Source organism: Priestia sp. 179-F W1.4 NHS (genome assembly GCF_045369295.1).
Lineage (GTDB): Bacteria > Bacillota > Bacilli > Bacillales > Bacillaceae_H > Priestia > Priestia zanthoxyli.
Map to the genome: position 1 here is coordinate 1,815,393 of NZ_JBIQFF010000001.1, position 23,469 is coordinate 1,838,861.

General features: G+C 36.1%; 20 protein-coding genes. 15 read left to right on the plus strand and 5 right to left on the minus strand.

Translation table 11 applies throughout. The features are described 5' to 3' along the window. The first annotated feature begins 77 nt into the window (after positions 1 to 77). From ACH0CI_RS09875 to ACH0CI_RS09895, 5 genes are all read left to right on the plus strand, one after another. The gene (locus ACH0CI_RS09875) at positions 78 to 2,255 is read left to right on the plus strand and encodes a malate synthase G (RefSeq protein WP_406901334.1); all 2,178 of its coding nucleotides are present in this window, start codon (positions 78 to 80) and stop codon (positions 2,253 to 2,255) included. A 107-nt stretch (positions 2,256 to 2,362) separates the two neighbouring features. Continuing rightward, positions 2,363 to 3,139 (plus strand): fumarylacetoacetate hydrolase family protein, encoded by a 777-nt coding sequence (locus tag ACH0CI_RS09880; RefSeq protein WP_335707277.1) that lies wholly within the window; start codon positions 2,363 to 2,365, stop codon positions 3,137 to 3,139. A 52-nt stretch (positions 3,140 to 3,191) separates the two neighbouring features. Beyond that, positions 3,192 to 3,986 carry an IclR family transcriptional regulator gene (locus ACH0CI_RS09885; protein WP_034268928.1) on the plus strand — a complete coding sequence of 265 codons (795 nt, stop codon included), beginning with the start codon at positions 3,192 to 3,194 and terminating at the stop codon, positions 3,984 to 3,986. Positions 3,987 to 4,129: 143 nt separating this feature from the next. Continuing rightward, complete coding sequence (locus tag ACH0CI_RS09890) at positions 4,130 to 5,362, plus strand: aminopeptidase (RefSeq protein WP_034268925.1); 1,233 nt, start codon at positions 4,130 to 4,132, stop codon at positions 5,360 to 5,362. A gap of 119 nt (positions 5,363 to 5,481) precedes the next feature. Further along, complete coding sequence (locus ACH0CI_RS09895; protein WP_406901335.1) at positions 5,482 to 6,318, plus strand: hypothetical protein; 837 nt, start codon at positions 5,482 to 5,484, stop codon at positions 6,316 to 6,318. A gap of 29 nt (positions 6,319 to 6,347) precedes the next feature. On the opposite strand, the gene ACH0CI_RS09900 is transcribed toward ACH0CI_RS09895, so the two are convergent. Together ACH0CI_RS09900 and ACH0CI_RS09905 are read right to left on the minus strand one after the other, a co-directional pair. After that, entirely contained in the window at positions 6,348 to 6,482 is a 135-nt protein-coding gene (locus ACH0CI_RS09900) for a hypothetical protein (protein ID WP_013083673.1), read from the minus strand. Between the two features lie 80 nt (positions 6,483 to 6,562). Next, positions 6,563 to 7,054 carry a hypothetical protein gene (locus ACH0CI_RS09905; protein WP_028409022.1) on the minus strand — a complete coding sequence of 164 codons (492 nt, stop codon included), beginning with the start codon at positions 7,052 to 7,054 and terminating at the stop codon, positions 6,563 to 6,565. A 407-nt stretch (positions 7,055 to 7,461) separates the two neighbouring features. Here ACH0CI_RS09905 and ACH0CI_RS09910 point away from each other — a divergent pair, with 407 nt between their 5' ends. From ACH0CI_RS09910 to ACH0CI_RS09920, 3 genes are all read left to right on the plus strand, one after another. Beyond that, entirely contained in the window at positions 7,462 to 7,881 is a 420-nt protein-coding gene (locus ACH0CI_RS09910; protein WP_028412901.1) for a hypothetical protein, read from the plus strand. A 72-nt stretch (positions 7,882 to 7,953) separates the two neighbouring features. Continuing rightward, entirely contained in the window at positions 7,954 to 8,970 is a 1,017-nt protein-coding gene (locus ACH0CI_RS09915; RefSeq protein ID WP_406901336.1) for a glycine-rich domain-containing protein, read from the plus strand. Positions 8,971 to 9,098: 128 nt separating this feature from the next. After that, a complete protein-coding gene (locus ACH0CI_RS09920; protein WP_033579376.1) occupies positions 9,099 to 9,677 on the plus strand; it encodes an HAD-IA family hydrolase in 579 nt (192 codons plus the stop codon). Positions 9,678 to 9,679: 2 nt separating this feature from the next. Here ACH0CI_RS09920 and ACH0CI_RS09925 read toward each other — a convergent pair whose 3' ends face one another. The 3 genes from ACH0CI_RS09925 to ACH0CI_RS09935 form a co-directional block, all read right to left on the minus strand. Next, the gene (locus ACH0CI_RS09925) at positions 9,680 to 10,276 is read right to left on the minus strand and encodes a mechanosensitive ion channel family protein (RefSeq protein WP_028412904.1); all 597 of its coding nucleotides are present in this window, start codon (positions 10,274 to 10,276) and stop codon (positions 9,680 to 9,682) included. Positions 10,277 to 11,124: 848 nt separating this feature from the next. Further along, positions 11,125 to 12,147 carry a hypothetical protein gene (locus tag ACH0CI_RS09930; protein WP_335707616.1) on the minus strand — a complete coding sequence of 341 codons (1,023 nt, stop codon included), beginning with the start codon at positions 12,145 to 12,147 and terminating at the stop codon, positions 11,125 to 11,127. Positions 12,148 to 13,116: 969 nt separating this feature from the next. Further along, the gene (locus tag ACH0CI_RS09935) at positions 13,117 to 14,580 is read right to left on the minus strand and encodes a hypothetical protein (protein ID WP_328127248.1); all 1,464 of its coding nucleotides are present in this window, start codon (positions 14,578 to 14,580) and stop codon (positions 13,117 to 13,119) included. Between the two features lie 474 nt (positions 14,581 to 15,054). Between ACH0CI_RS09935 and ACH0CI_RS09940 the strand changes: the two genes are divergently transcribed. From ACH0CI_RS09940 to ACH0CI_RS09970, 7 genes are all read left to right on the plus strand, one after another. Next, entirely contained in the window at positions 15,055 to 15,840 is a 786-nt protein-coding gene (locus ACH0CI_RS09940) for a sugar phosphate isomerase/epimerase family protein (RefSeq protein ID WP_335707617.1), read from the plus strand. A gap of 21 nt (positions 15,841 to 15,861) precedes the next feature. After that, positions 15,862 to 16,953, plus strand: coding sequence for a Gfo/Idh/MocA family protein (locus ACH0CI_RS09945; protein ID WP_335707618.1), 1,092 nt, complete (start codon positions 15,862 to 15,864; stop codon positions 16,951 to 16,953). A 37-nt stretch (positions 16,954 to 16,990) separates the two neighbouring features. Beyond that, entirely contained in the window at positions 16,991 to 17,899 is a 909-nt protein-coding gene (locus tag ACH0CI_RS09950) for a sugar phosphate isomerase/epimerase family protein (protein WP_335707619.1), read from the plus strand. A 172-nt stretch (positions 17,900 to 18,071) separates the two neighbouring features. Continuing rightward, entirely contained in the window at positions 18,072 to 18,464 is a 393-nt protein-coding gene (locus tag ACH0CI_RS09955; RefSeq protein ID WP_311264666.1) for a C-glycoside deglycosidase beta subunit domain-containing protein, read from the plus strand. Positions 18,465 to 18,486: 22 nt separating this feature from the next. Further along, positions 18,487 to 19,476 carry a sugar phosphate isomerase/epimerase family protein gene (locus tag ACH0CI_RS09960; protein WP_406901337.1) on the plus strand — a complete coding sequence of 330 codons (990 nt, stop codon included), beginning with the start codon at positions 18,487 to 18,489 and terminating at the stop codon, positions 19,474 to 19,476. Positions 19,477 to 19,560: 84 nt separating this feature from the next. Then, positions 19,561 to 22,086 carry a GH39 family glycosyl hydrolase gene (locus ACH0CI_RS09965; RefSeq protein WP_406901338.1) on the plus strand — a complete coding sequence of 842 codons (2,526 nt, stop codon included), beginning with the start codon at positions 19,561 to 19,563 and terminating at the stop codon, positions 22,084 to 22,086. A 241-nt stretch (positions 22,087 to 22,327) separates the two neighbouring features. Further along, on the plus strand, positions 22,328 to 23,461 hold the full coding sequence (locus ACH0CI_RS09970; RefSeq protein WP_335707622.1) for a Gfo/Idh/MocA family protein: 1,134 nt from the start codon (positions 22,328 to 22,330) through the stop codon (positions 23,459 to 23,461). The last annotated feature ends 8 nt before the right edge of the window (positions 23,462 to 23,469 follow it).

The window sequence follows — 23,469 nt, forward strand, 5'->3', positions numbered from 1 at the left end:
CTTAACCATTTTGGCAAAAAGAATTGAAAGCGCGTCCAAATTTAAAAATGTAAAGAAGTAAGAGGAGGAAACAGACGGTGACAAACTACAAACAAGTTGGAAATCTGAAAGTAGCTCCAGTTCTCTATCAATTTATTAATGAGGAAGCTCTCCCGGGCAGCGGCCTAAGTACAGAAAATTTTTGGTCTGATTTTGAAGCGTTAGTAACTGAGTTAACACCCGTAAATAAACGTTTGTTAGAAAAGCGTGATCAGCTTCAAGCTCAAATTAATGCATGGCATCAAGAAAATCCTGACGGTGACTTTAACGAATACAAATCGTTTTTAACGAGAATTGGCTATTTAGAAGACAAGGCAGAAGATTTTCTTATTGGTACAGAAGGAGTAGACAGCGAAATTGCCTATCAAGCGGGACCACAGCTTGTGGTACCAGTGAATAACGCTCGGTATGCTATTAACGCTGCTAATGCACGCTGGGGTAGTCTCTATGATGCACTTTACGGCACTGATGCAATCAGTGAAGAAAATGGAGCTTCGCGCACGAGTTCTTATAATCCAATTCGAGGAGAAAAAGTTATTGCGTTTGCAAAGAATTTTCTTGATGAAGTTATTCCGCTCGTTCAGTCTTCTCATGCAGAAGTGGTTCAGTACAGTCTTGAAAATGGAAAGCTTGTTGCTCAATTAAACGATGGGAGTTTAACAGAGTTACAGGAAGAAGATAAATTTGTAGGGTATCAAGGAGAAGAAGAAAGCCCTGATGCTCTTTTATTCAAAAACAACGGCCTGCATTTTGAAGTTCAAATTGATCGTACGGATTCGATTGGAAAAACAGACGATGCGGGTGTAAAAGATATTTTAATGGAAGCAGCTCTTACGACGATTATGGACTGTGAAGATTCAGTAGCGGCAGTAGACGCAGAAGACAAAGTAGACGTTTACCGCAACTGGCTGGGATTAATGAAAGGTGATTTGACGTCTACTTTTAAAAAAGGAAGTCAAAACATGACAAGGCGTTTAAATCCAGACCGTATCTATATTTCTCCTGACAAGGAAAAGATTTCACTGTCTGGCCGTTCGCTTATGTTTGTTCGAAACGTCGGGCATTTAATGACAAACAGCGCTGTTTTGGATCAAAATGGAAGAGAAATATATGAAGGTATTTTAGACAGCGTGATTACTAGTTTAATTGCCAAACACACCTTGCTTAAAAACGGTACGTATCAAAATTCTAAAAAGAGCTCTATCTATATCGTTAAACCGAAAATGCACGGCTCCAAAGAAGTGGCTTTTGCCAACACGTTATTTAATTCAATTGAAGATATGCTAGGGCTTGAGCGTCATACGATTAAAATTGGCGTAATGGACGAAGAGCGCCGCACAACGCTTAATTTAAAAGCGTGCATCAAAGAAGTAAAAGACCGAGTGGCGTTTATTAATACTGGATTTTTGGATCGAACAGGTGACGAAATTCACACTTCTATGGAAGCAGGCGCTGTTATTCGTAAAAATGATATGAAGGCGTCTAAATGGCTTCAAGGCTACGAGCAGTCTAATGTAAATGTAGGGTTAGCAAGCGGATTCCAAGGCCGCGCTCAAATCGGAAAAGGAATGTGGGCAATGCCGGATATGATGGCCGAAATGCTGAAACAAAAAGTGGGGCATTTAAAAGCAGGAGCGAATACGGCATGGGTGCCTTCACCAACCGCAGCAACGCTTCATGCTCTTCACTATCATCAAATTGATGTAAGAGATGTTCAAAACGAATTGCTTACTCAGTCTACCGATCTACGAGATGACATTTTGCAAATTCCTGTGGCCGAAAAACCAAATTGGAGCAAAGATGAAATTCAGCAGGAGCTAGACAACAACGCTCAAGGAATACTCGGCTATGTAGTAAGATGGGTCGACCAAGGAGTAGGGTGCTCAAAAGTACCAGATATTAATAATGTAGGGCTAATGGAAGACCGGGCAACGCTTCGTATTTCCAGTCAGCACGTAGCCAACTGGCTTCATCATGGAATTTGTACAAAGGAACAAGTAACGGAAACGCTAAAGCGAATGGCAAAAGTAGTGGATCAACAAAATGAAAATGATCCTCTGTATCAGCCAATGTCATCGAACTACAGCGCATCCATTGCTTTTCAGGCAGCCTGCGATTTAGTATTTCAAGGCTATGATCAGCCAAACGGCTATACGGAGCCCATTTTACACCGCCGTCGTATCGAAGCAAAGGCAAAAGCAGCTATAAAACAGTAAAAAAAACGGCCTGTCAGCATAGAGATGGCAGGCTGTACTTACATCTTAAGAACCTGACTACCTACGATCCTTATTAAAACAAAGCAAATGGGAAAAGGAGCTATGTCATGAAATTTGTAAGGTTCGCTGTACAAGATAGCCGTCATACAGGTGTACTAAAAGAAGATACGATCAGCGTTATTGAAGGAAATATATTTGAGAAATGGAACTATACAGGACAGACTTTTTCAGTAAATGAAGTAAGGCTTTTGGCTCCTTTAGAGCCGAATCAAATTATTGGAATAGGCGCTAATTATGCAGCTGCAAAGTCGGAGCTGCCAAAAGAAATGCCTTCTATTCCTGTCTTCTTTTTTAAGCCCACATCCTCTGTGATTGGTCCAAACGAAGACATTGTCATTCCAACTGCCATTAAGCACGTCAAGTTTGAGTCTGAGCTTGCAGTTATTATTGGAAAAGAAGCGAAGAACATCGCAGTAGAAGACGTACAGGACTATATATTTGGTTATACAATTGGAAACGATGTAACGGCTCCGGATTATTTTCATAAAGACGGGCACTGGACCATTGGAAAATCCTTTGATTCATTTACGCCTCTTGGCCCCGTAATCGAAACAGAGCTTAATCTTAAGTCCATTCATGTAAAAGCGTTTTTAAATGGCGTTGAAAAACAAAACAGCTCGACAGATTTAATGATTATTTCGGTTGGAGAAATGATTGCTTACCTATCTACTGTTATGACCCTTAAGCCGGGAGATGTGGTTTTAACAGGAAGTCCGGTCGGCGCGGAGCTGGTGAGCGCAAACGATGTTATTGCATGCACCATCCGAGAAATTGGGACCCTCCAAAATCCGTTTGTTGCAGAGAAAGAACGTGTAAACGTATAAAAGTGATAAAAAATGCCCGGCAGTAAAATGACACATAGAGGAGAGAGGAAAAATGGAGCGAGAAAATATGGTTAAGTCTGTAAGCCGGGCATTGGACATTGTCACAATTGTCAGCATGGAAAGAGAAGGGGTAGGGGTCACAGAAATTGCAAAGCAAATGGACATTAATAAAAGCTCCGTATACCGTATTCTAACTACTCTTGCTCAGTATGGCTATATTGAACAAGATCAAGAAAGCGGGCGGTACAAGCTTGGGTATAAGTTTTTAGAAGTAAGTTCAAAGCTTTTAGATTCGATTGATCTACGAACGGAAGCAAAGCCGTTTTTGCAAGAACTTGAAAGTGAGACAAATGAAGTTATTCATCTTGTTGTCTACGATCAAGGTGAAGTAGTGTATATTGAAAAGCTAGAAGGAAATCAGACGCTGCGCATGCACTCAAAAGTGGGGAAAAGAGCGCCTATGCACTGTACGTCTGTTGGTAAAGCTATCCTAGCTTTTTTACCGCTTAACACGGTAACAAGCATTCTTGAAAGAAAAGGCTTACCAGCTCATACCGATCACACCATTACAGATGAAGAAAGCTTTCTCCGGGAACTTTCAGAAGTGAAGCAAAAGGGATATGCGCTGGATTTAGAAGAAAATGAATACGGAATTACTTGCATCGCAGCCCCTATTTTTGATCACCTTGGTCAAGTCGTTGCTGCAGTCAGCATTTCCGGTGCTACGATGCGTATGACCAATGAGCGATTAACGTACCTTCAAGAACGCATGGTTGATATAGGCAAGAACATTTCGGAGCGGCTCGGCTACAAAACGGAATCTGTGAAAGACAAAAGTTTGTTCTGATTCTTAGAGAACAAACTTTTTCTATATAATAATCTGTAAAATAACGTAATTATATTATGTAAACTATAGGCTAGGATTTTTAATTGATGTTTTATTCATGATACAATAAAGTTGTTAGAATATATACGTAAAGGAGATAAATTATGGAACAGTTTGAGCGCAATATTGAAAAGTACGCCGAGCTAGCTGTAAAAGTCGGTGTAAACATTCAAAAAGGGCAAGTATTAAACATTAATGCTGATATTTCTTCCGCTGATTTTGTTCGTGAGATTGCGAAAAAAGCGTACGAAGCCGGAGCAAAGTCTGTTGATGTAGACTGGCATGACGATCATTTAGTTCGTTTGAAATATGAAAAAGCGGATGAATCTGTATTTAATGAATTTCCTGCTTGGAAAGCTCAGGCAAGAGAAGAGCTTGTGAAAAACGGAGGCGCTGTTTTATCTGTAATTTCAAGCGGTCCTGACTTACTAAAAGGAGTAGACGGCAAACGTATTGCTGCGTTCCAAAAAGTAAGTGGAAAAGCAATGAAAAAATTCCGTGAAGCGATCCAATCTGATAAAATCAGCTGGTCCATCGTAGCTGTTCCTTCGAAAGACTGGGCAGCTAAAGTATTTCCTGACGTTCCAGAAGAACAGCAGCAAGAAAAACTATGGGAAGCTATTTTTAAATCTGTGCGCGTAGACCAAGAAGATCCAGTGGCCGCATGGGAAGAGCATAATGCTTCATTACATACAAAAGTAGACATTTTAAATGAAAAGAGATTTTCTAAGCTTCACTATAAAGCGCCAGGAACAGATTTAACAATTGAACTTCCTGACAAACATATTTGGGTGGGCGCAGGCAGTGTTAATGAAGAGGGTAACTCGTTCATGGCCAATATGCCAACAGAAGAAGTATTTACACTTCCAAAAAAAGACGGCGTAAATGGTCAAGTAACAAGCACAAAACCGCTGAGCTACGCAGGAAACTTAATTGAAAACTTCACGCTAACATTCGAAAACGGAAAAATTGTGGATGTAAAAGCAGAAGAAGGCGAAGAAACGTTAAAGCACCTAATTGAAACAGATGAAGGTGCCAAATACTTAGGAGAAGTAGCCTTAGTACCGCATCAATCGCCAATTTCTCAGTCAAACATCATTTTCTACAACACGCTGTTTGACGAAAATGCATCCAACCATTTAGCCATCGGCAGCTCGTATTCCTTCTGTTTAGAAGGCGGAAAAACGATGTCTAAAGAAGAGCTATCACAAAACGGAGCAAACGACAGCATCACCCACGTTGACTTCATGATTGGCTCAGCTGAAATGGACATCGACGGCATCAAAGCTGACGGTACAAGCGAGCCTGTGTTTAGAAAAGGGAACTGGGCGTTTTAATAAACAGTTTAATCTACGAAGTTTCTAAAATAATCAAAGTAATAAATGAATTAGCCACTTCTCAATTTATGGAAGTGGCTATAAGTTTTTTTTATGTAAGGAGGAGAGTAATACGTTAAATGAATGAATTAGTAAAAATTGTTTTAAATAGTGTAGACCAATTATTTGGCAAAAATTATGTGCAATTGATTACTTATTTATTAATAGCATTAATCGGAATATGGTTGTACAAAGAGTTCAGAACTCAATTACTAAATAGTGAAAACTATAAAAGAGAAAAGTACAGTGAGGTATTAATAATTTTACTAGAATTGGAATATGCACTAAATAGATTCTTAATAAATGAATTAGAGTTTACTCAATTAGAAGAGAGTTTAAAGGCTGCTTATCCGTATTTATCTTATGATCTAAGTAAGGAGGTTGGAAGCTTCAGTACTGGAATAGAAAAGAGAAAAGTCGGGGAATTCGTCGAAAGATTGAGTGCAGAGAGAAATAACCTTAAATATAACCAACCTAATGCTTTCTCTTATTTAAGTGAAAGAAGTATATCTCGGTCGTTTGGTCACTTATTTAGAACAATGCTTTCACCTGTGCTTATACCTTTCTTGTTGACTTTATTAACTGTAGTAGTTTCATTTATGCTACTATATCTCACGTCTGCTATGTCAACTGTTGAATCTGTTGTCAAACAATATTATTTGATACAAGGTGTAATAGATTACATATGTTTCTTAATGATATTAGTTGGTATCGCTGATATTATTAATAACCAAAAAGTGTCTAGCATGAAACACTTAGTTATTTTTCTTATTATTTTTATAACTTTGTCTATTACTGCATTTTTACTTTTTTCAAAGTTCATTATTATTCCTACAATTCTATTTGTATGCTATGGAATATTATTAAAAATGTACTTACCAAAAATTATTGTTGGGCTAAAAAGAAATAATATATAAATAAAAAGAAGAATCACGGCAGGTGAACTTCAGTCAGTTCCACCTTGCTGTGATTCTTCTTTTTTAACCGGAGCGTCACGCTTGAACATGTGATAGTAGGTAAACCCTAAGCATAGAGCGCCAGCGATTGAACAAAAATATTGCAAAAAACGGACGAAATCCATTGGAATGACCTCCCATTTTCAGTTTCGCTTCTAGTATGTACAGGGAAGTGAAATAATATGTGAAAAAGGGAGGTTTTTTCTTATAGTTCGTATGGTTCTTGGAGAGTAAGGTAAGGCTGCTGATCTTCAAGACCAAGACGCTTATTTAATTGTCTTTTCATTAAATCGTACTGGTAGATGAGGTGAAATTGATTTTTTTTCGGTGTTTCACAGCGAATGTAGGTTTCTTGCCCGTTCTTGTCTGTGAAATGAATAGTTAGTTCACCGAAATAGCGTTGAACAGGAGCTCCGTGAAGGCCTTTTTCATTTTTGACAACCTTTGAAAATTCTGCTCGTTGAATACGGTTAAATGGAATAATAGCTACTTGATTGATAACAAGACGCTGATCGTACATGTCAATTTTAGATATGGAAATTTGATTAATCCCTTCTGCAAATTTAACATGTCCGTTTACAGAAACAAGCGGTTTGCGATCCTCAGGATCAACAGCGCCTTGAGGCCGCTTAATGACGTAGAAGCTAGCTACGCCAAGTGCTACGATACCAACCACAACAATAAGTGCAAACATCATTTTGCATTCCACCTCCTGAGTATAGATGTGTAATCTGAATTTAACAGCAAGCTGTTTCAGTTGCCATATTGCCTCAACAATGAGGGTAGAGAAAAGCAGTTCGGCAGTTCATTATAAGTATATACATACGTTCGACAATATGGTGTGATATTCCTTCTTATTATGACTTTTTTACGACAAAATGGGCAAAACTCTTTCCGAAAATGAAGTGAATCAGTTACAATTTAAGGATAAGGTACCAAATTTCTTTTCTATCTCAAAAAAGTGCAGAAAAGCGTAAAAAATTCTAGGTACTTTCTCATATTTTTACTATTTTTATAGAATTTATTCCAATTTCTAATCCTTTATCGTGTATAATCTCTTGTGTGCAGCATGATATACATAAAGGTGTAAGGAGGCACAGTTCATTGTCTTTATCAGCAAAAAAGATATTATTATTAGTTTTAGTAGTTATATGTTTAGTGTTAGTTGTGATGCAATTCATAAATCGATCAGCAGAGCCGACTTCTGGACAGGCCCAAGAAACACTGAGTAAGCTTCCTGAACAAGAAACCGTTAAAGAAAAAGCGAAAGGCGACGAGGAAGCGCACAAATATCGAGTGTATTATATTACTATTGAAAAAATCGAAAATGGTACATACAGCGGAACAACAAAAGAAGGAACGGGCATTAAATTTTCCGATAAAAATTTAAATGAACCGATTCCAAGTAATTTGAAAAAAGGGGATATCGTCAAAGCATACTTTGATCTTGAATATAGCACGAAAGGTCTAGTCAAAGTAGAAAAGGTAGACGAGATACCCGATGATGACGAGAGCTCAAGTTAATTGAGCTCTTTTTTTGTGTTTTACGAATGTGGTAAAATATTGAATATATAGATACGATACAGGGGGAAGAAGATGATAGCAGCAATTATAGTAGGAGCCGTAATTCTTTTAGTTTTGATTATTAAAGGGGTTGCAAAGTCGAGAAGATTTCGCTTGTATAAAGAGGAGCTTCCAGATGAGCTCGGAATACATAAAGATAATGGCTTTGAAGATATAGTTCATTCACTAGAAGATTCTTTACCGGCAGCCTATGTTCAGCAAGTGAAACAGCGTATGCAAGGGCGAAATACAAAAGCCGATGAAGTAGAATGGACGTTTTTTGAGATGAAGCGCTATTTTTTATTAAATGCAGTCATCAAAGACGTACCAATGTTTAGTGCAAAAGTAGATGAAGTATGGCATGAAATGATTATGTTTACAGTAGATTATGAGCGCTTTACAGACCGTTTTTTCAACCGTTTTTTGCATCATCAGCCAAATGTAGAAACAGCTCCATCCCCACAGCCGAATAAGCGAGCGTTCTTTGATTGGATGTATGCTCATTTGTTTGACATAACGGGTAACAGCCGACTGCTTTGGGGGAAGTTTTTTCAGCATCCGCTTGATAAAAGTACGCTTCAAGATTTTCAAAGGTTATCAGAAGATGAATTACTAGATCGCTATTTTTTAAGAAACGGCAAATGGGAAAAACAGCAGAGAGTCCTGATTCAAACGTTAAAAGAAGAAGTCACTGCTGCACGAAAAAGAAAAAAAACGGGCGGATCAACTTATTTTAAAAAAGCGGCTAAAAAAGGAAATGTATCAAACGAACTTCTTCTTCAAGGCTTTGTTTTTTATTCTCTCTACAAAGCCACCAGCTTTTCAAGCCATATGAATGAACTGTTGCTATATAAAAAGACGATGTATGCGGGAGAGACAGCCTCTTACAGTGGGTATAGCTGTTCAAGCCCCTGGGAAGACAACCGCCACCATCACCACAACGATGGAGGTCATCACCATCATGACAGCGGCAGCAGCTGTTCGAGTTCAAACTGCAGCAGTTCAAGCTGTTCAAGCTCTAGCTGCGGGAGTGGGTGCAGCAGCAGCTAATAAAGTAAAAAAACTCGTATAAAACGAGTTTTTTTACTTTAAATGCAACGACGACAAAATGATTCACTGACAAGCAATGAAAAATTTGGTATAATCGTTACGTTTTTAAAAAAGGAGAGACAGCGAAAATGAATATTTTATGGGACTTTGATGGAACCATCTTTGATACCTATCCGACTATCGTGAAAGCATTCAAAGAATTACTAACAGATCAAACGATTTCAGAAGATGATATTTTAAAACAAATGAAAATATCTTCTGACGTAGCAATCAAGCATTTTGATATTGAAAAGTCTTTGTTTGATAAACACTTCCATGTGCTCGAACAAAAAATCAATCCTAAAGATAAGCCTGCTTTTTCTCACGTAGAAGACGTACTGAGCTTTGCGGATACAAATGTAATTGTTACGCACAAGTCTAGACAATCTACGCTTGATATCCTGGCATTTTTTAATATGGAGCACTACTTCACGGAGATTATTACAAAGGATGATGGCTACAAACGAAAGCCTGATAGCGGAGCTTATGCCTATCTTCACGATAAGTATCAGCTCGATTTAGTAATTGGGGATCGCGAACTCGACTTAAAACCTGCCCGTGAACTGGGAATTAAAACATGTGCATTTCAAAATAACGATATTGAAGCAGATTATCACCTTACATCATATGATCAATTCTTTACAACGGTCGTAAATAAAAACTCGTGAAGCTATTCTTCACGAGTTTTTATTTGTTCAGGTGTATGTATTTCGGGGATTTCACCGAGCGTGTAGTTCGCTACTTTTGTAATGTTACTATTAGCAAAAAAATAAAACTCTCCGTCGACTCCGCGAATTTTTGTCGTGCGCAATCCAATTTCTTCAACAGTTCCTTTCGTATCATTTATAGATACGTGATCTCCTACTGAGAATTGATCTTCAAATAGAATAAAAAACCCGTTTAAAATATCTTTAATCAAATTCTGTGCACCTAAGCCTGTAATAAACCCTGCTACGCTAATACCAGCTAAAAGTGCTTTCATATTAATTCCGATTGCCTCTAAAGACGTAATAAGTGCAATAAAATACACAACGTACATGACAATGCTCAGACAAAGTTTTTTCAGCGTTATTTCTTTTCGTTCGTTGTACCTCAGCAGTTTAGTTTTAAATCTGAAATCAAAGATTTTATTAATGACACTGCGAGCAAACCGGATGACAATTTGAGCAATGATAAAAATGAGGATAATCTTTATGATTACTTCACTAATGTCAATCCACCTACCGGTATTAAATAAAGTTTGCTGTACCCACTGTATGTATTTCATGACTAAGTCCCTTTCTTGCTTTATAAATTTTTCTCTACTGAATAGTATAATTTATTTTAAAAAATATACTACTAGAATTTATTAAGAGGCGTTTGAACTATTGTTTTATTTTATTTTAATTTATTTGTATTTGGTATATGTAATGAAAACTCCTTAATTTAGAAAAAGTGAAAATCCTCAGGTATAGATATTTTTAAAACATTTCTTTATACAAATATTAAATAAAATCTTATAGCAGAGATTAGTATAGATCTTATTAGCAAACATTATATACAGATATTAAAGAAAGAAAAATCCTCTAAAAACCCAATGATATCAAGGGTTAGAAAGAAAATAGCTTTTCAATAAATAACTGTGTGGAAAATAGCCCTTTTTTGTGAACAGCATCCTTTGGCTAAAGGATGTTTTTTATCGTAGTAGATATGGAATCTATTTTATTTACTATGTTTTTTCTTCTACAATAGATGGATTTTAAAATCAATAGTATGAAGATTGCTGTCAAAAGTATGAATTATTTCCACTGTGGATAAAAGTAGTTATGTTAAAGAGTAAATAACCTGGAAATTATCGTTAATAAAAAAATAAAAGGGATGTTTTTATTAATAAAGAGGATGATATAACAGTCATTGAATATGTTTTCTTTCTTTTTGTGGATAAGTATGAAGGTGTTTTTTTAGTAATATTCCATAGTTATACACAAGAAATATCATTTATTTAAACTTATTACGTTTATATGGATAGGATAATGGAATTGGAGAGCTGAAAAATGGGTGTTTGTTTGTACTATTTGTATCAAAAAGAGAGGAGAAGGGATAGAAAATAAAAAAAAGGCATGCCAAAGAAGCCCCTTATGAAGCTGTAAGTTCGGCAGGGACTTGATCTTGAAGATTTTTTGAAAGCTCTTTTCGAATGAGCGTACGGATTTTCCCACCGTAATTTTCAACGACTTGAGCATCATGGCTGAAGAAGGCCTGTTCAATCAATGTATAAAGGGCAGACTTCACTCGTTCAATACCATATTCAAAAGAAAGCTGAACCAAATCAGCGATGTCTTCGTTTTGGAATGAAGACATAACAATTCCTGTAGAATCTGTGCTGTGTCCAGATAATTTTACAAAAGTCTCTTCAATAGTACGTCGAATCGCCGCATCGTATTGATCTCTCTTTTCTTGTTTTGACATCTTGCCATTTTTAGCTCCGTCTTTTAAAACAAAGAAAATAGTAGATCCTTGGACAACGGTTTTAAATGCGCTCGCCTGCGTTTCAGCTATTTTTTGCATCATACCCTTGTAGTGAGTATATTTCGGCGTAAAAATTTTATAATCATTAAAGCTAATTTTTGAAGTGTTTTCTCCAGGATTAAACTGACGCTTAATCGTATCGTTGTCATAAACCAATTCTTTGCGCAGCTCTAAGCGAAGGGCATTTACGTTTTCAATTAGAATAAGTTCTTCAAAGCGAGTATATTCTAATTCCATAAACCCAAAGCCGTGTTCTTCAAAATATTGAGGGTAGGGAACAATACAAATATTGATTCCTTTGCCGCTGCGAGAATAGGAAATTAATTCTGTTTCTGCTAATACTACATTGTTGTTGCGAACTGTTCGAACTGTACAATTCAAAGCGGCTGCAATCTCTTTTTCAGAAACATCACAAATAATACCTCTTTCATCAACGTGAAGGAAGTGATAAAAAATTAATTGTGAAATTTGAGATTTAGATAAACGGTGATGTTCTGCCACTGTTTTGATTGTAGGGTTCCCATCAGCGTCTAGGTCCATGTGATCTTCAATATCTTTATATTTTTCTACGGTGCTAGACAATTGGCGAATAATTTGTTTTCCAATTTTCGCAAATTCTTTTTTTATCATGAGAATCCCTCCAATCTATTTCATATCAACAATAATTTATTAGGGTAAAATAACAAAGAATACCTTGTGAAAATTATATCAATAAGAAACAGAATCGCAAACGAACGAGTAGTACGCGAAAAACGGCAAAAGGCTCAAAGAATGCTGTCATAGCAAGGGATTCAGCGTATAGGTTTTTTAGTACGACAAAAACGGCAAAAGCAAGCAAGCGCCGGTAGAACAGTGTTTGTTACGATCAGTAAAAATCAAAAAAAACTTTATGCGTTTTAGTACGTAAAAAACGGCAAAAGGCTCAATATAGTACGCCGAAAATAGCAAAAGTGAAGAGTGGTACGCCAAAAACAGCAAAAGTGATCTTGATTCACCTAAAAAAAGGGAAAAAAATCACTTCTCTGATCGCTGTAAATAACACAATGAATTTCAATAGTACGTCAAAAATGGCAAAAGCTATTTTTAGTACGTGAAAAACGTCAAAAACGACCTGGTAGTACGCTAAAAACAGCAAAAGTTATCGTTTGGTACGTTAAAAATGGCAAAAGCTTTATATATGCTGCGAAAAAAATAAAAAATGGGGTTTGAAAAGGCAATAACAAAGGGAAAAGCAATGTTTAGTACGCAGAAAACGGCAAAAGTAGTGAAGGAGTACGTCAAAAACGGCAAAAGGTAGGATTGTTTTACGAAAAAAAGAGAATAATTAACAATTAATAAGTGATGACGAGTAAATAAAATGAATTTAGTACGTCAAAAACAGCAAAAGAAGCAAAGTAGTACGTCAAAAACAGCAAAAGACAGTAATTAGTACGCAGAAAACGGCAAAAGTAGCGGAGGAGTACGTAAAAAACGGCAAAAGCTTTTGTGTAGTACGTTAAAAATGACAAAACTTCCAAACTATGAAATGAAAATAGAGGGAGATTTTGTATCAAAAAGACGAAAATGGCAAAATGTCAAATAAAAAAGGAAGGGAATGATTTACCCTTCCAATGTTTCTCTATGTTCTCCTCCAAAATAGTCTTGAATTTCATAATTTTGAAGAGGAATAAAAGAGATTTCAAATCCTTGAAGTTTTTGCTGATAACTTTGGATCAGTACTTGATTGCTAACAAATTCTGCTAGAGATTCATTAATTAATTTTAGGTTTACATCAATTTTCTTTGAACGAAAACGAACTTTTGAAGCAAAATATTGATACGGGTAAAAATGAGTGTAAGACTTTTCTTGTAAATAACAGTCTAAACGCTCTTTTTGAAATGCATACAGCAGCAAAGAAGACAGCGAGTTATCTTTAAACTTTTTAATAACGTCACTGTAAATTTGTACAAACTGCTGATTTAAAAAGCCTTGATGCGTATCATCGCTAAATACAATCGTTGCATATCGTCTGCCCGTTACTTCATCGGTTTCAATAACAGCCTTTTGAAAGAAGTTGATCGCAAATTTTGTATCTCTGGAATTTTTCTTCTTTGCTACACCTTCTACGTGATATCTGGCAATTTTCATAATGCGGGCTTCAACGGCTTCATAGTTTTTTACACCTTTTGAATTATAAATTTCTTTCACGATATCCGCTAAATCAAGAGTCACCGTTTTTTCTTTATAAAACATCTCGTCGCGCTGTGAAAGAGCAAACTGGATAATTTGGGAATCCTTTGGGTCTAAAACCATATTTCGTTTGGAAAGAACCGTTTGATTATCATTCACAGGGATAATGGTGCGAATGAAATATTCTTCATCAACTTTATAGTCATTATATAAAACGACTTCTTGGGAGTTTGTTTTAACTTCCATATTGGTTTTAAGAGAATGACTTTCGTTTGAGAAGATAGGGGCCTCTACCCATGAATTTAATCGTTTATCAATCCAGTTACTCAGATTTCCGTTGTATTTTTCTAATATGATTTCAGCAATTAAAAAAGTAAAGTCCGTGTGAAATGCTTTCTCTATTTGATAATTCATTTTTGAATCTAAATAAGGAAAATCGGTAATGTTTGTTTTTTTACTTTTAGCCCATGCCTCTACTTCTTTTAACTTTATCTTTAAAATATCTTCAGGTTTTTCTACGCCAAACAGCTTTTTTAAGTGTTCGGTATCCACTTTTTTATCCATCACCTTTTTGGCCAATTCAATGTCTTCAAAAATAGGATTAGGCTTTTGTGCTTTAATATCTTTTTTTAACGTTTGCAGCCAGTTTTTCTTATTTGATTGTCTTCTTTTGTAGGCTGGGTTTCGTATTTCCTTAGGATTTATTAATTTATTCTCTAAAACAAACGTATCTTGCAATATATTTAAAATGTAGTCTTCTATAAAATCTTTTTCATTCGAAAAAAACGAATGAGAATCATATAAAAAGTCTATGCACTTTGCTTTGATATTGTCATCGATCGCATCGCTGATTTGTTTAATAAGATAAGGAGAAAAATTGGATGGTTCGTTCATGTTGACCTCCTCTGTATGTATTTAATCTGTAACACTCTTATTATATCTTTTTTGAACGATACTCTAAAGGCTAAAAGGAAAATTCGTTTGTGTAAGTACTTTTTTATAAGTTATATAACTTTTAAAAGATGCTTTATTTTTGTGAAAAAGCTAGAAGATATAAGCCAAATAGTATCTCAACAAGCGTGCTTAATGAGGTATGAAATAGGGGTTAATTGGTAAACATCAGTTGTTTAAACATGAATGATTAGTAGAGGACAAGTAAACTTATATAAAGAGGTTAAAAATCACTAATTGATTTTTAACCTCTTTTTTTTTGACATGATGTAAATGAAAAAAGTGCATAAAGAATTGCGCATAGTTGGTTAAGAGCCTGAAAGTCGTGATGCGACAAAAAAGATAAGATATGTATAAAGGTATTTTTATAACAATTTAATCTATGGAATAGCAATGCAGAAAGGAGTTGTAACACGGGTGCAACTTGGGATAATAGCAAAGCCAACAGAAGAAAATTTTCAAAATGCACAGCAAAAAGAACTGGATTTTGTAGAGCTATGTATAAATGAAGGTCATGACGTAGAGGAGTTTTATCGAAATAAAAAACAATTAGCACAATGGAAGGATAAATACGGTGTTAACGTTGGATCAATTGGAAGATGGAAGTCGATTCGAATCAATCCACAAGGGCGTGTAATTGAAGATGAGCTTCAAAAATGTTTTAAGTTAATTGATGTGGCAAGTGAACTAGAGTGTGCTAATTTTGTTAGCGGTTGTAATTATGTAGAAGAGCTTTCTTACTATGAAAATTGCTCCGCTGCAATCGATTTTTTCTCTATTTTAATTGAATATGGTAAAACAAAAGGCGTGAACATTTCATCGTATAATTGTCGGAAAGTAAATTTTGTGCATAATCCGGAAGTTTGGAAGACTGTTCACGGGCATTTAAAGAATTTAGGTATAAAATTTGATCCGTCACACAGCCGTTATTTTGGTGGAGATTATCTTCAAGAGACGTTAGAGTGGGGGAAACGCTTTAACCATGTGCATTTAAAAGGATCTCTTATAGTGAACGGTAAGCGCGTAGATGATCCACCTGCAGGTTTGGACCAAACTGATTGGAAAACGTTTATATCACTACTAAGAGTGAACGGATACACCGGTGGATTAAGTATTGAACCACATTCACCAGTATGGACAGGAGACTTAGGAGAAAAAGGTATTGATTACACGATTAGCTACATGAAGAATTTATTATTTTAACAATAGGAGGGAGAAAATGAAATGGCGAAGAGAAAGTTAAGGTACGGGTTAATTGGTGCAGGTAGTAATGCCGAAAAGAAGCATCTAAATAACTATATGAATCTTCCTCATGTTGAAATTGTTGGGATTTGTGATGTCAATGTTAATAATGCGAGAAAGCTAGCGAATAAATGTCAGATTACGAAAGTATATACGAGCTACGTAGAAATGATTCTCACAGAGAATTTGGATCTTGTGAGCATATGCACGCCTAATTCTATTCATGCTGAAATTGCGGTTTATGCCTTATTAAATGGAGTCAACGTTCATTGTGAAAAGCCTTTGGCTGTCAATGCAGTTGAAGCGCAGAAAATTGTGGATGCTAAAAATCAATCAGGTAAAAAAGTGATGGTAGGACTTAATAATCGCTTTACGAATCAAGCTGTGTATTTAAAAAAATATATTGATGCAGGATACTTGGGGACGATTTATCAAGCAAAAGCCGGTTGGGTTAGACGCAGTGGAATTCCAGGCCGTGGCACTTGGTTTACGAATAAAAGCCTTGCAGGTGGAGGTGTAATGATTGATTTAGGTGTTCATTATTTAGATTTAGCACTTTACCTTATGGGAATGCCTGAGCCTTCTTATATTACGGGTTCTATACATCAAAATTTTGATCAAACAACTACTCGAAATCGAAACGGATATAAAGGAGACCCACATGGCATTTTTAATGTAGAGGATAGTGCCACTGGCTTTATTGGACTTCAAGAAGGGGGAACTGTACACTTTGAATTTAGCTGGGCTTCTAACATTGAAAAAGATCAAACATATATTGAAATTCTTGGAACAAAAGGTGGGGCAGTCATTCGTAATGGAGAACTAAAGATTTATTCTGAAATGCTGGATACATGTGTTGATATCGTGCCAGACCTGAATTCGGCTTATCCGATTATGAATGAATTTGAACATTTTACGAATAGCATTCTTTATAATAATGACTTACTAGCTCCAGCTGAGCACGGAGTGTATATGATGAACATTATTGATCATTTTTATCAATCAGCTAATAACTGTGCTCCAGCATTTTTTCAAAAAAACAAAACAACTCTTTCATTACTATCAAATTGCTAAGTTTATATATTCAACTAGAAAAAAAGGACGTGGTTCTATGAAGCTAGGATTTAACAGTGCTATTTTGGAGGGGTGTACGTTTGAAGAAGTAATAGATTTTGCTGCTGACAATGGTTTTTCCTGCGTCGAACTATGTGCTTGGCCAAGAGGAAAAGCGCTTCGTAAGTATGCCGGAGTGACGCATTTAGACGTTGATTATTTAGATGTCGACTATATTAAAAATTATACCGAAGAAAAAAGAGTAAATATTTCAGCTATTGCATATTATCCTAACCCCTTAGATAAAGATACAGAAGGTAGCTCCCTTGCTATTGCTCATATTAAAAAGTGTATTGAAGCAGCTCATAGGCTCAATATAAACTTAGTTAACACATTTATCGGTAGAAATCAGCATAAAACAATTGAAGAAAATCTCAATACAGTCCAAGAAGTTTGGAAACCTATTGTTGAATTTGCAGAAGACTTAGGTGTGAAAATAGCTATTGAAAACTGTCCAATGCTTTTTACTTCAGACGAGTGGCCGGGCGGGCAAAATTTAATGACAACACCAGCTATTTTTAGAAAAATATTTGACTTAATTCCAAATCGGAATTTTGGACTAAATTTTGATCCGTCGCATTTTGTGTGGCAGCAAATGAATTATATAAAGCCTATTTATGAATTTAAAGAGAGAATTCATCATATTCACTTTAAAGACATTAAAGTCTATAAAGACCGTCTGGATGATGTTGGGGTAATGGCAACGCCCCTAGAGTATATTTCACCTAAGCTACCGGGTCTTGGTGATGTAAACTGGGGACAATACATATCAGCACTGACTGATATTGGCTATTGTGGCTATGCGGTAATTGAAGTGGAAGATAAAGCATTTGAAAGCTCATTAAAAGCACGGAAAGACTCAATTAACCTTAGTAAAAATTATCTAAGGCAGTATTTCCCTATTTAACAATGATGAAATTTTCAAGATGCAATAAATAAATTTGTAGGGGTGTCACTCAAATAATTTGTTGAACAACAAGCAGGAAATGGTGAGAGAGATGGAGTAATAAAAATAACTATAAGAATAATAGAGCGCTTACTTGAACTAAAGAGCTATGCTAAAGAAGGAGGAATAGATAATGTTTGAACAATACATGATTTGCGAAGATGGGTTTAAAAACGTAGAAGAAAATAACGAAATTATTGGCTTTGAAATTCAGCTTCGTATTCCATACTATAGAGGAATTGCGCTTTCACTAATCAATAGCATCGATTTAAGCGTGGATGATATCGCCATTTCGCACAGCGATCTTATTTTTAAAGTAGAAACAGGTGAGTTTCTATATAGTGAGCTGCCGACTGTAATTAATAATCGGTGGGAATTTGGAGAAAAAGCGCGTTTATTTGTAAATAAAAAAGGTGGATTAACTGAGGGAAAGCATAAGGTGAATGTTAATATGAGTTTGCGAATTTCATATTTACCTTGGCCAAACGTAGGAGAAGATACTAAAGAGCTTGTTATTGCTGGATAAAACGTGAGATGGGGGAATTAAAATGAGCGAAAAAGGAAACATCAAAAGAGGAGTTTCTTTATACAGCTATCAAGAAGAGTTTTACAAAGGTGAGCTAACACTTGAACAATGTATTGCTGAGGTGTCTAAAACTGGAGCGACTGGTATCGAGTTATTGCCTGAACAAATGCTGAAAGGTTTCCCAAAGGCATCAGATGAATTTGTTGACCAATGGTTTGGCTGGATGGATCAATATAGAGTAGAGCCCGTAGCCTATGATGCATTTCTAGATAATAAGTTGTTCGCAAATCGCTTGCTTACTTTAGAAGAAAATGTGAACATGATGGTACGAGATTTAAAATTAGCTAATAAGCTAGGGTTTAAAGTATTAAGAACGCTCGTGTCAACACCACTTGAAGTAATTGAGCATAGTTTACCTTATGCTGAAGAATACGGCGTAAAAATTGCTCTAGAGGTTCATGCGCCTTTTACGTTTGGTACTCCTTGGTTTGAAGAAAGAATGGAATATATCATAAAAAGCAGAACTAAATGGTTTGGGATTATGCCCGACTTAGGAATCTTTGTGAAGAAAATGCCGCCAGTGATGGAAGAACGTTACATCCGGGACGGTGGCACGCCTAAAATTATTAAGTTTGTAAGCGAAAGTTATGCTAAAGGTGTTAACAAAGATGAAACGTTTGAAGTTGTAAAAGGGATGAAAGAAGCTAATAGTGTGGATATCGCTTATGCTGAGCTAGCAAGACATATTATTTACACAGATCCTATTATACTAAAGCAATATATTCCTTATATTATGCATGTTCATGGTAAATATTACGATATCACAAAGGATTTCCAAGAGCCTAGTATCCCATATAAAGATATTGTTCAAGTTTTACAGGACGCTGGTTATAATGGATATATTAATAGTGAATATGAAGGAAATCGACATATTCAAGATTTTAAAAAGGTAGACAGTGTGAAACAAGTCAAGAATCATCAGCAATTATTAAAATCCCTTGTTGGTTCATAATACTTTATTCAGAACCTGTTTGCTAATGAGCAGGTTCTCTGTTGCTTTTAAGTATATAAAGAAGAAGTTTGCTGGAGGTATTCTATGATTATTACTCAACTATTTCAAACACCTATCGATGCAAAGCTTATTGATATTTTTACCATGCAAGAGAGAAGTACTTTAAATCATGCACATAAGGAAATTGAGCTGATTTACCTTATAAAGGGTACTTTACGCGTAAAAGTGAGGGATGTAGCGTATCAATTAAATAAACAAGATTTTCTTATCATAAACTCAAATGAACCACATTCTTTTGTATCCAATGCAGATAACTTGTTTATTATAATTCATTTTAATTACCTCCAATTATCTTCTCTCTTGTCTCAAGAAAATATTATATTTGCGTGTAATTCAAGTGAAGTTCGCCAAGCAGAAAGCGAGCAGCTGCGAAGGGGGATTGAAGAGCTACTTTCGGTATACTTAAAACAGCCTCATTCTTCAGTCGTAGAGGTGTTGGAGAAAGCTTTTAAATTAATTTCGATTCTGCAATCTTTTTATCTAAAAAGTCAAAGAAATGTAGCAGTAAATGTAGCAGTAAATGTAGACTCTTTAGAAAGAGGAAATAGTCAAAGGCTAAATGAAATACTTGGGTATATTCAGGCTAATTTTCGAGAGCCACTGTCGTTGGAAGAAGTAGCGAGCGTTCAGTACATTACTGTTCCATACTTATCCAAATTCTTTAAAAAGCAAACGGGAAAGACTTTTTCTCAATATGTCAATAAAGTTCGACTAGCCTATGCAGTTAACGAGTTAGTGACTACAAATAAATCCATTACGCGAATTGCTTTAGACAACGGTTTTCCTAATTTAGCTGCGTTCAATCGAGTTTTTAACGATCATTATCAAGAAAAACCGGTTGAGTATCGCAAAAAGAAAATGCAAGTATTAAAAAGAGAAGAGAATTCTGTTATAGAAGAGGCGGCATATGAAAATAATGAAGTTTTACAAGAGTTGCGCTACTATCTAAAACAGACAGAAGCGCAAACTGTCGTGTTGTATAACATGGAACCAAATAGAGAAACGCACATAATTAAAATGGGTAAAATGAAAGCCTTCACAAAATATTGGAACAAAATGATCAATTTAGGCTATGCAACGGATCTGTTAAGTTCAGATATGCAAGAACAGGTCGTGCTTTTACAAAATGAGCTGGGTTTTACATACGGTAGATTTTGGGGTGTATTTAGTGATGAGATGCATATCGAAGATTGTTCTGGAGAAAGCATTAGCTACAATTTCTCGAACGTAAATAAGGTATTAGATTTTTTAGTAAATCATCGATTAAAACCTTATATAGAACTTGGACCAAAGCCTAAAATTCTTTCAAAGAAATTTAATCATTCCCTCTTTTTACAAACGAGTGGCAAAAAGACACTAGCAGAGTGGAGAGGGTTAATAAAAGCTTTTCTATTGAACTGTGTTGAGCGGTATAGTGTAGAAGAAGTTGAAACGTGGTATTTCGAAATTTGGAGTCCGGAAATGGACCCTATGCGTGAGCAAAGAGACGAGGAGCAAAAGCGTTCGAGTAATCGTCATAATCCTGGTCAGTTTGAAGAATATTTTACTCTGTTTGGCTGCTTAAAAACCGTAATAAGTGAAATTGTTCCAACTGCTAAAGTGGGTGGATGTGGTTTAACGATGGATTTAGAAAAAGACCGGCTTGAATTTTTTCTTAAACAGTGGAAAGAAAAAGATGTACATCCAGATTTTCTTTCTGTTTATTTATATCCCATTGAACTTGATTCCAATAGCTCTAATATTAAGAAAAAAAATGTGCTGTCTGTAAATCCTGATTATATTCAAACTAAATTAAAACAAGTGACAAATGCTTTAGAACACTCAGGATTTGAGAACCTTGAGTTGAACGTCACAGAATGGAACATATCAATTTCTAATCGAGAGCTATTAAACGATAGCTGCTTTAAAGCTACTTATATAGCAAAAAATATTATTGATAATTTAAACGGTTACGTGAATATGATGGGATATTGGACGTGCTCCGATATTTTTAGTGATTTTAAAGATGCAAAAAGCTTAATTTACGGGGGGGCCGGACTATTAACAAAAAGCGGTATCCGGAAGCCTAGCTATCATTCTTTTATGCTACTAAAGCAGTTAGGAGAAATTTTAGTAGCGAAAGGTAAGAATTATATCGTTACTAAAAAGTCTGGGGATCGCTATCAAATCATTTGTTTTAATTATAAGCATTTTGATTATGCATATTATCTGTATCCAGAAGGAACTGTCAACGTTAATGAACAGTACGATATTTTCGAAGATAATGAAGAGCTAAGGCTTTCACTAGAAATACAAGGGGTTAGTAATGGAAAGTACCGAATAAAAGAGCGAAAAATTAATCGTTGTCAAGGCAGCGTGTTAGATGAGTGGCTGAATTTTGGCTCTGTCGATGATATAAAGCCTGATGAAGTCAACTATTTAAAACAAAAATGTGTCCCTTATATGAAGGTTGATCATGCGGTGGTCGATAATAATTCCGTTATCTTAACAGGAGAGTTACAGCCACACGAGGTACGGCTGTATGAGTTGACTTTATTATTTAGAGGTTAAAATCTGTTTGCAAGATTTTAACCTCTTTTTGCTATTTAAATACTGCTGTTGTTTTGTATTAAAGGTTAAAAATCACGCGTTCTTTTTTAACCTCCTGTTTAATCGTTAGAAAAAGCTCTAAAAAAAGGCGAAAATCCAATGTTTGAACATTAAAAACAAAAAAGAAAAAAGAGAAAATAAAAGTTAAAATAAAAATTGTAAACGGATTCAATATAAATTAAAGAAATGGAGTGTTTGTATAATGAAAAAATTACGAATTGGTATTATTGGCTGCGGGGGCATTGCACATCAAAAACATTTTCCGGCTTTATCTGGGTTAAAAGATACGTGCGAAATGGTTGGCTTTTGTGATGTAGTCGTAGAGCGAGCACAAAAAGCGGCACGTGAATTCGGATCTGAAGATGCGAAGGTATACGAAGATTATCAGGAGTTACTCAAAGATGAAACGATTGATATTATACATGTTTTAACGCCAAACGTTATGCATAGCCCAATTACAGTTGCTGCGTTTGAAGCTGGTAAGCACGTCATGTGTGAAAAGCCGATGGCGCATAATACGGAAGCAGCACAAAAAATGATGGACGCATGGAAAAAATCAGGAAAAAAATTTACGATTGCGTATCAAAATCGCTTCCGTGAAGAAGTCCAGGCGCTACATAAATCGTGCGAAAATGACGAGCTAGGTGACGTTTATTTTGCCAAGGCTCACGCAGTGCGCCGCCGTGCTGTGCCGACATGGGGTGTATTTCCGGATAAATCGCAGCAGGGTGGCGGTCCGCTAATTGATATCGGTACACACGCGCTCGATATCACGCTTTGGATGATGAATAATTACAAACCAGTGTCAGTAACTGGTTCCGTATTTCATAAATTAGGTCACTTACCGGAAGCGACAGAAGGAAATCTGTTTGGTGCGTGGGATCCTGAAACGTTTGAAGTAGAAGACTCAGCATTTGGCTATATCAAAATGGAAAACGGGGCAACGGTTTACTTAGAATCTTCGTGGGCTCTTAACATATTAGACGCTAAAGAAGCGGCAACAACGCTTTGTGGAACAAAAGGAGGAGCAGAAGTTATTTCTGGAATGGGCTTTAAAGACCGTGAGCTAGTGTACAACTCCTCTCATCATGGACGATTAGTGGAAGAACGCAAGTCACCGGTCGGCAATATTGCTTACTTTGAAGGCGGAAGTAATTCACCAGAGGTATTGGAAGCGAAGCAGTGGTTAGAAGCGGTAAGAGAAGACAAAGATCCGCTTGTGAAGCCAGAGGAAGCGTTCATTGTAACCAAGATTTTAGACGCGATTTACAAGTCAGCGGAAACAGGTAAGGAAGTCGTGTTTGAACAAAACAAAAATATTGCAGTATACAAGTGAAGAATTGG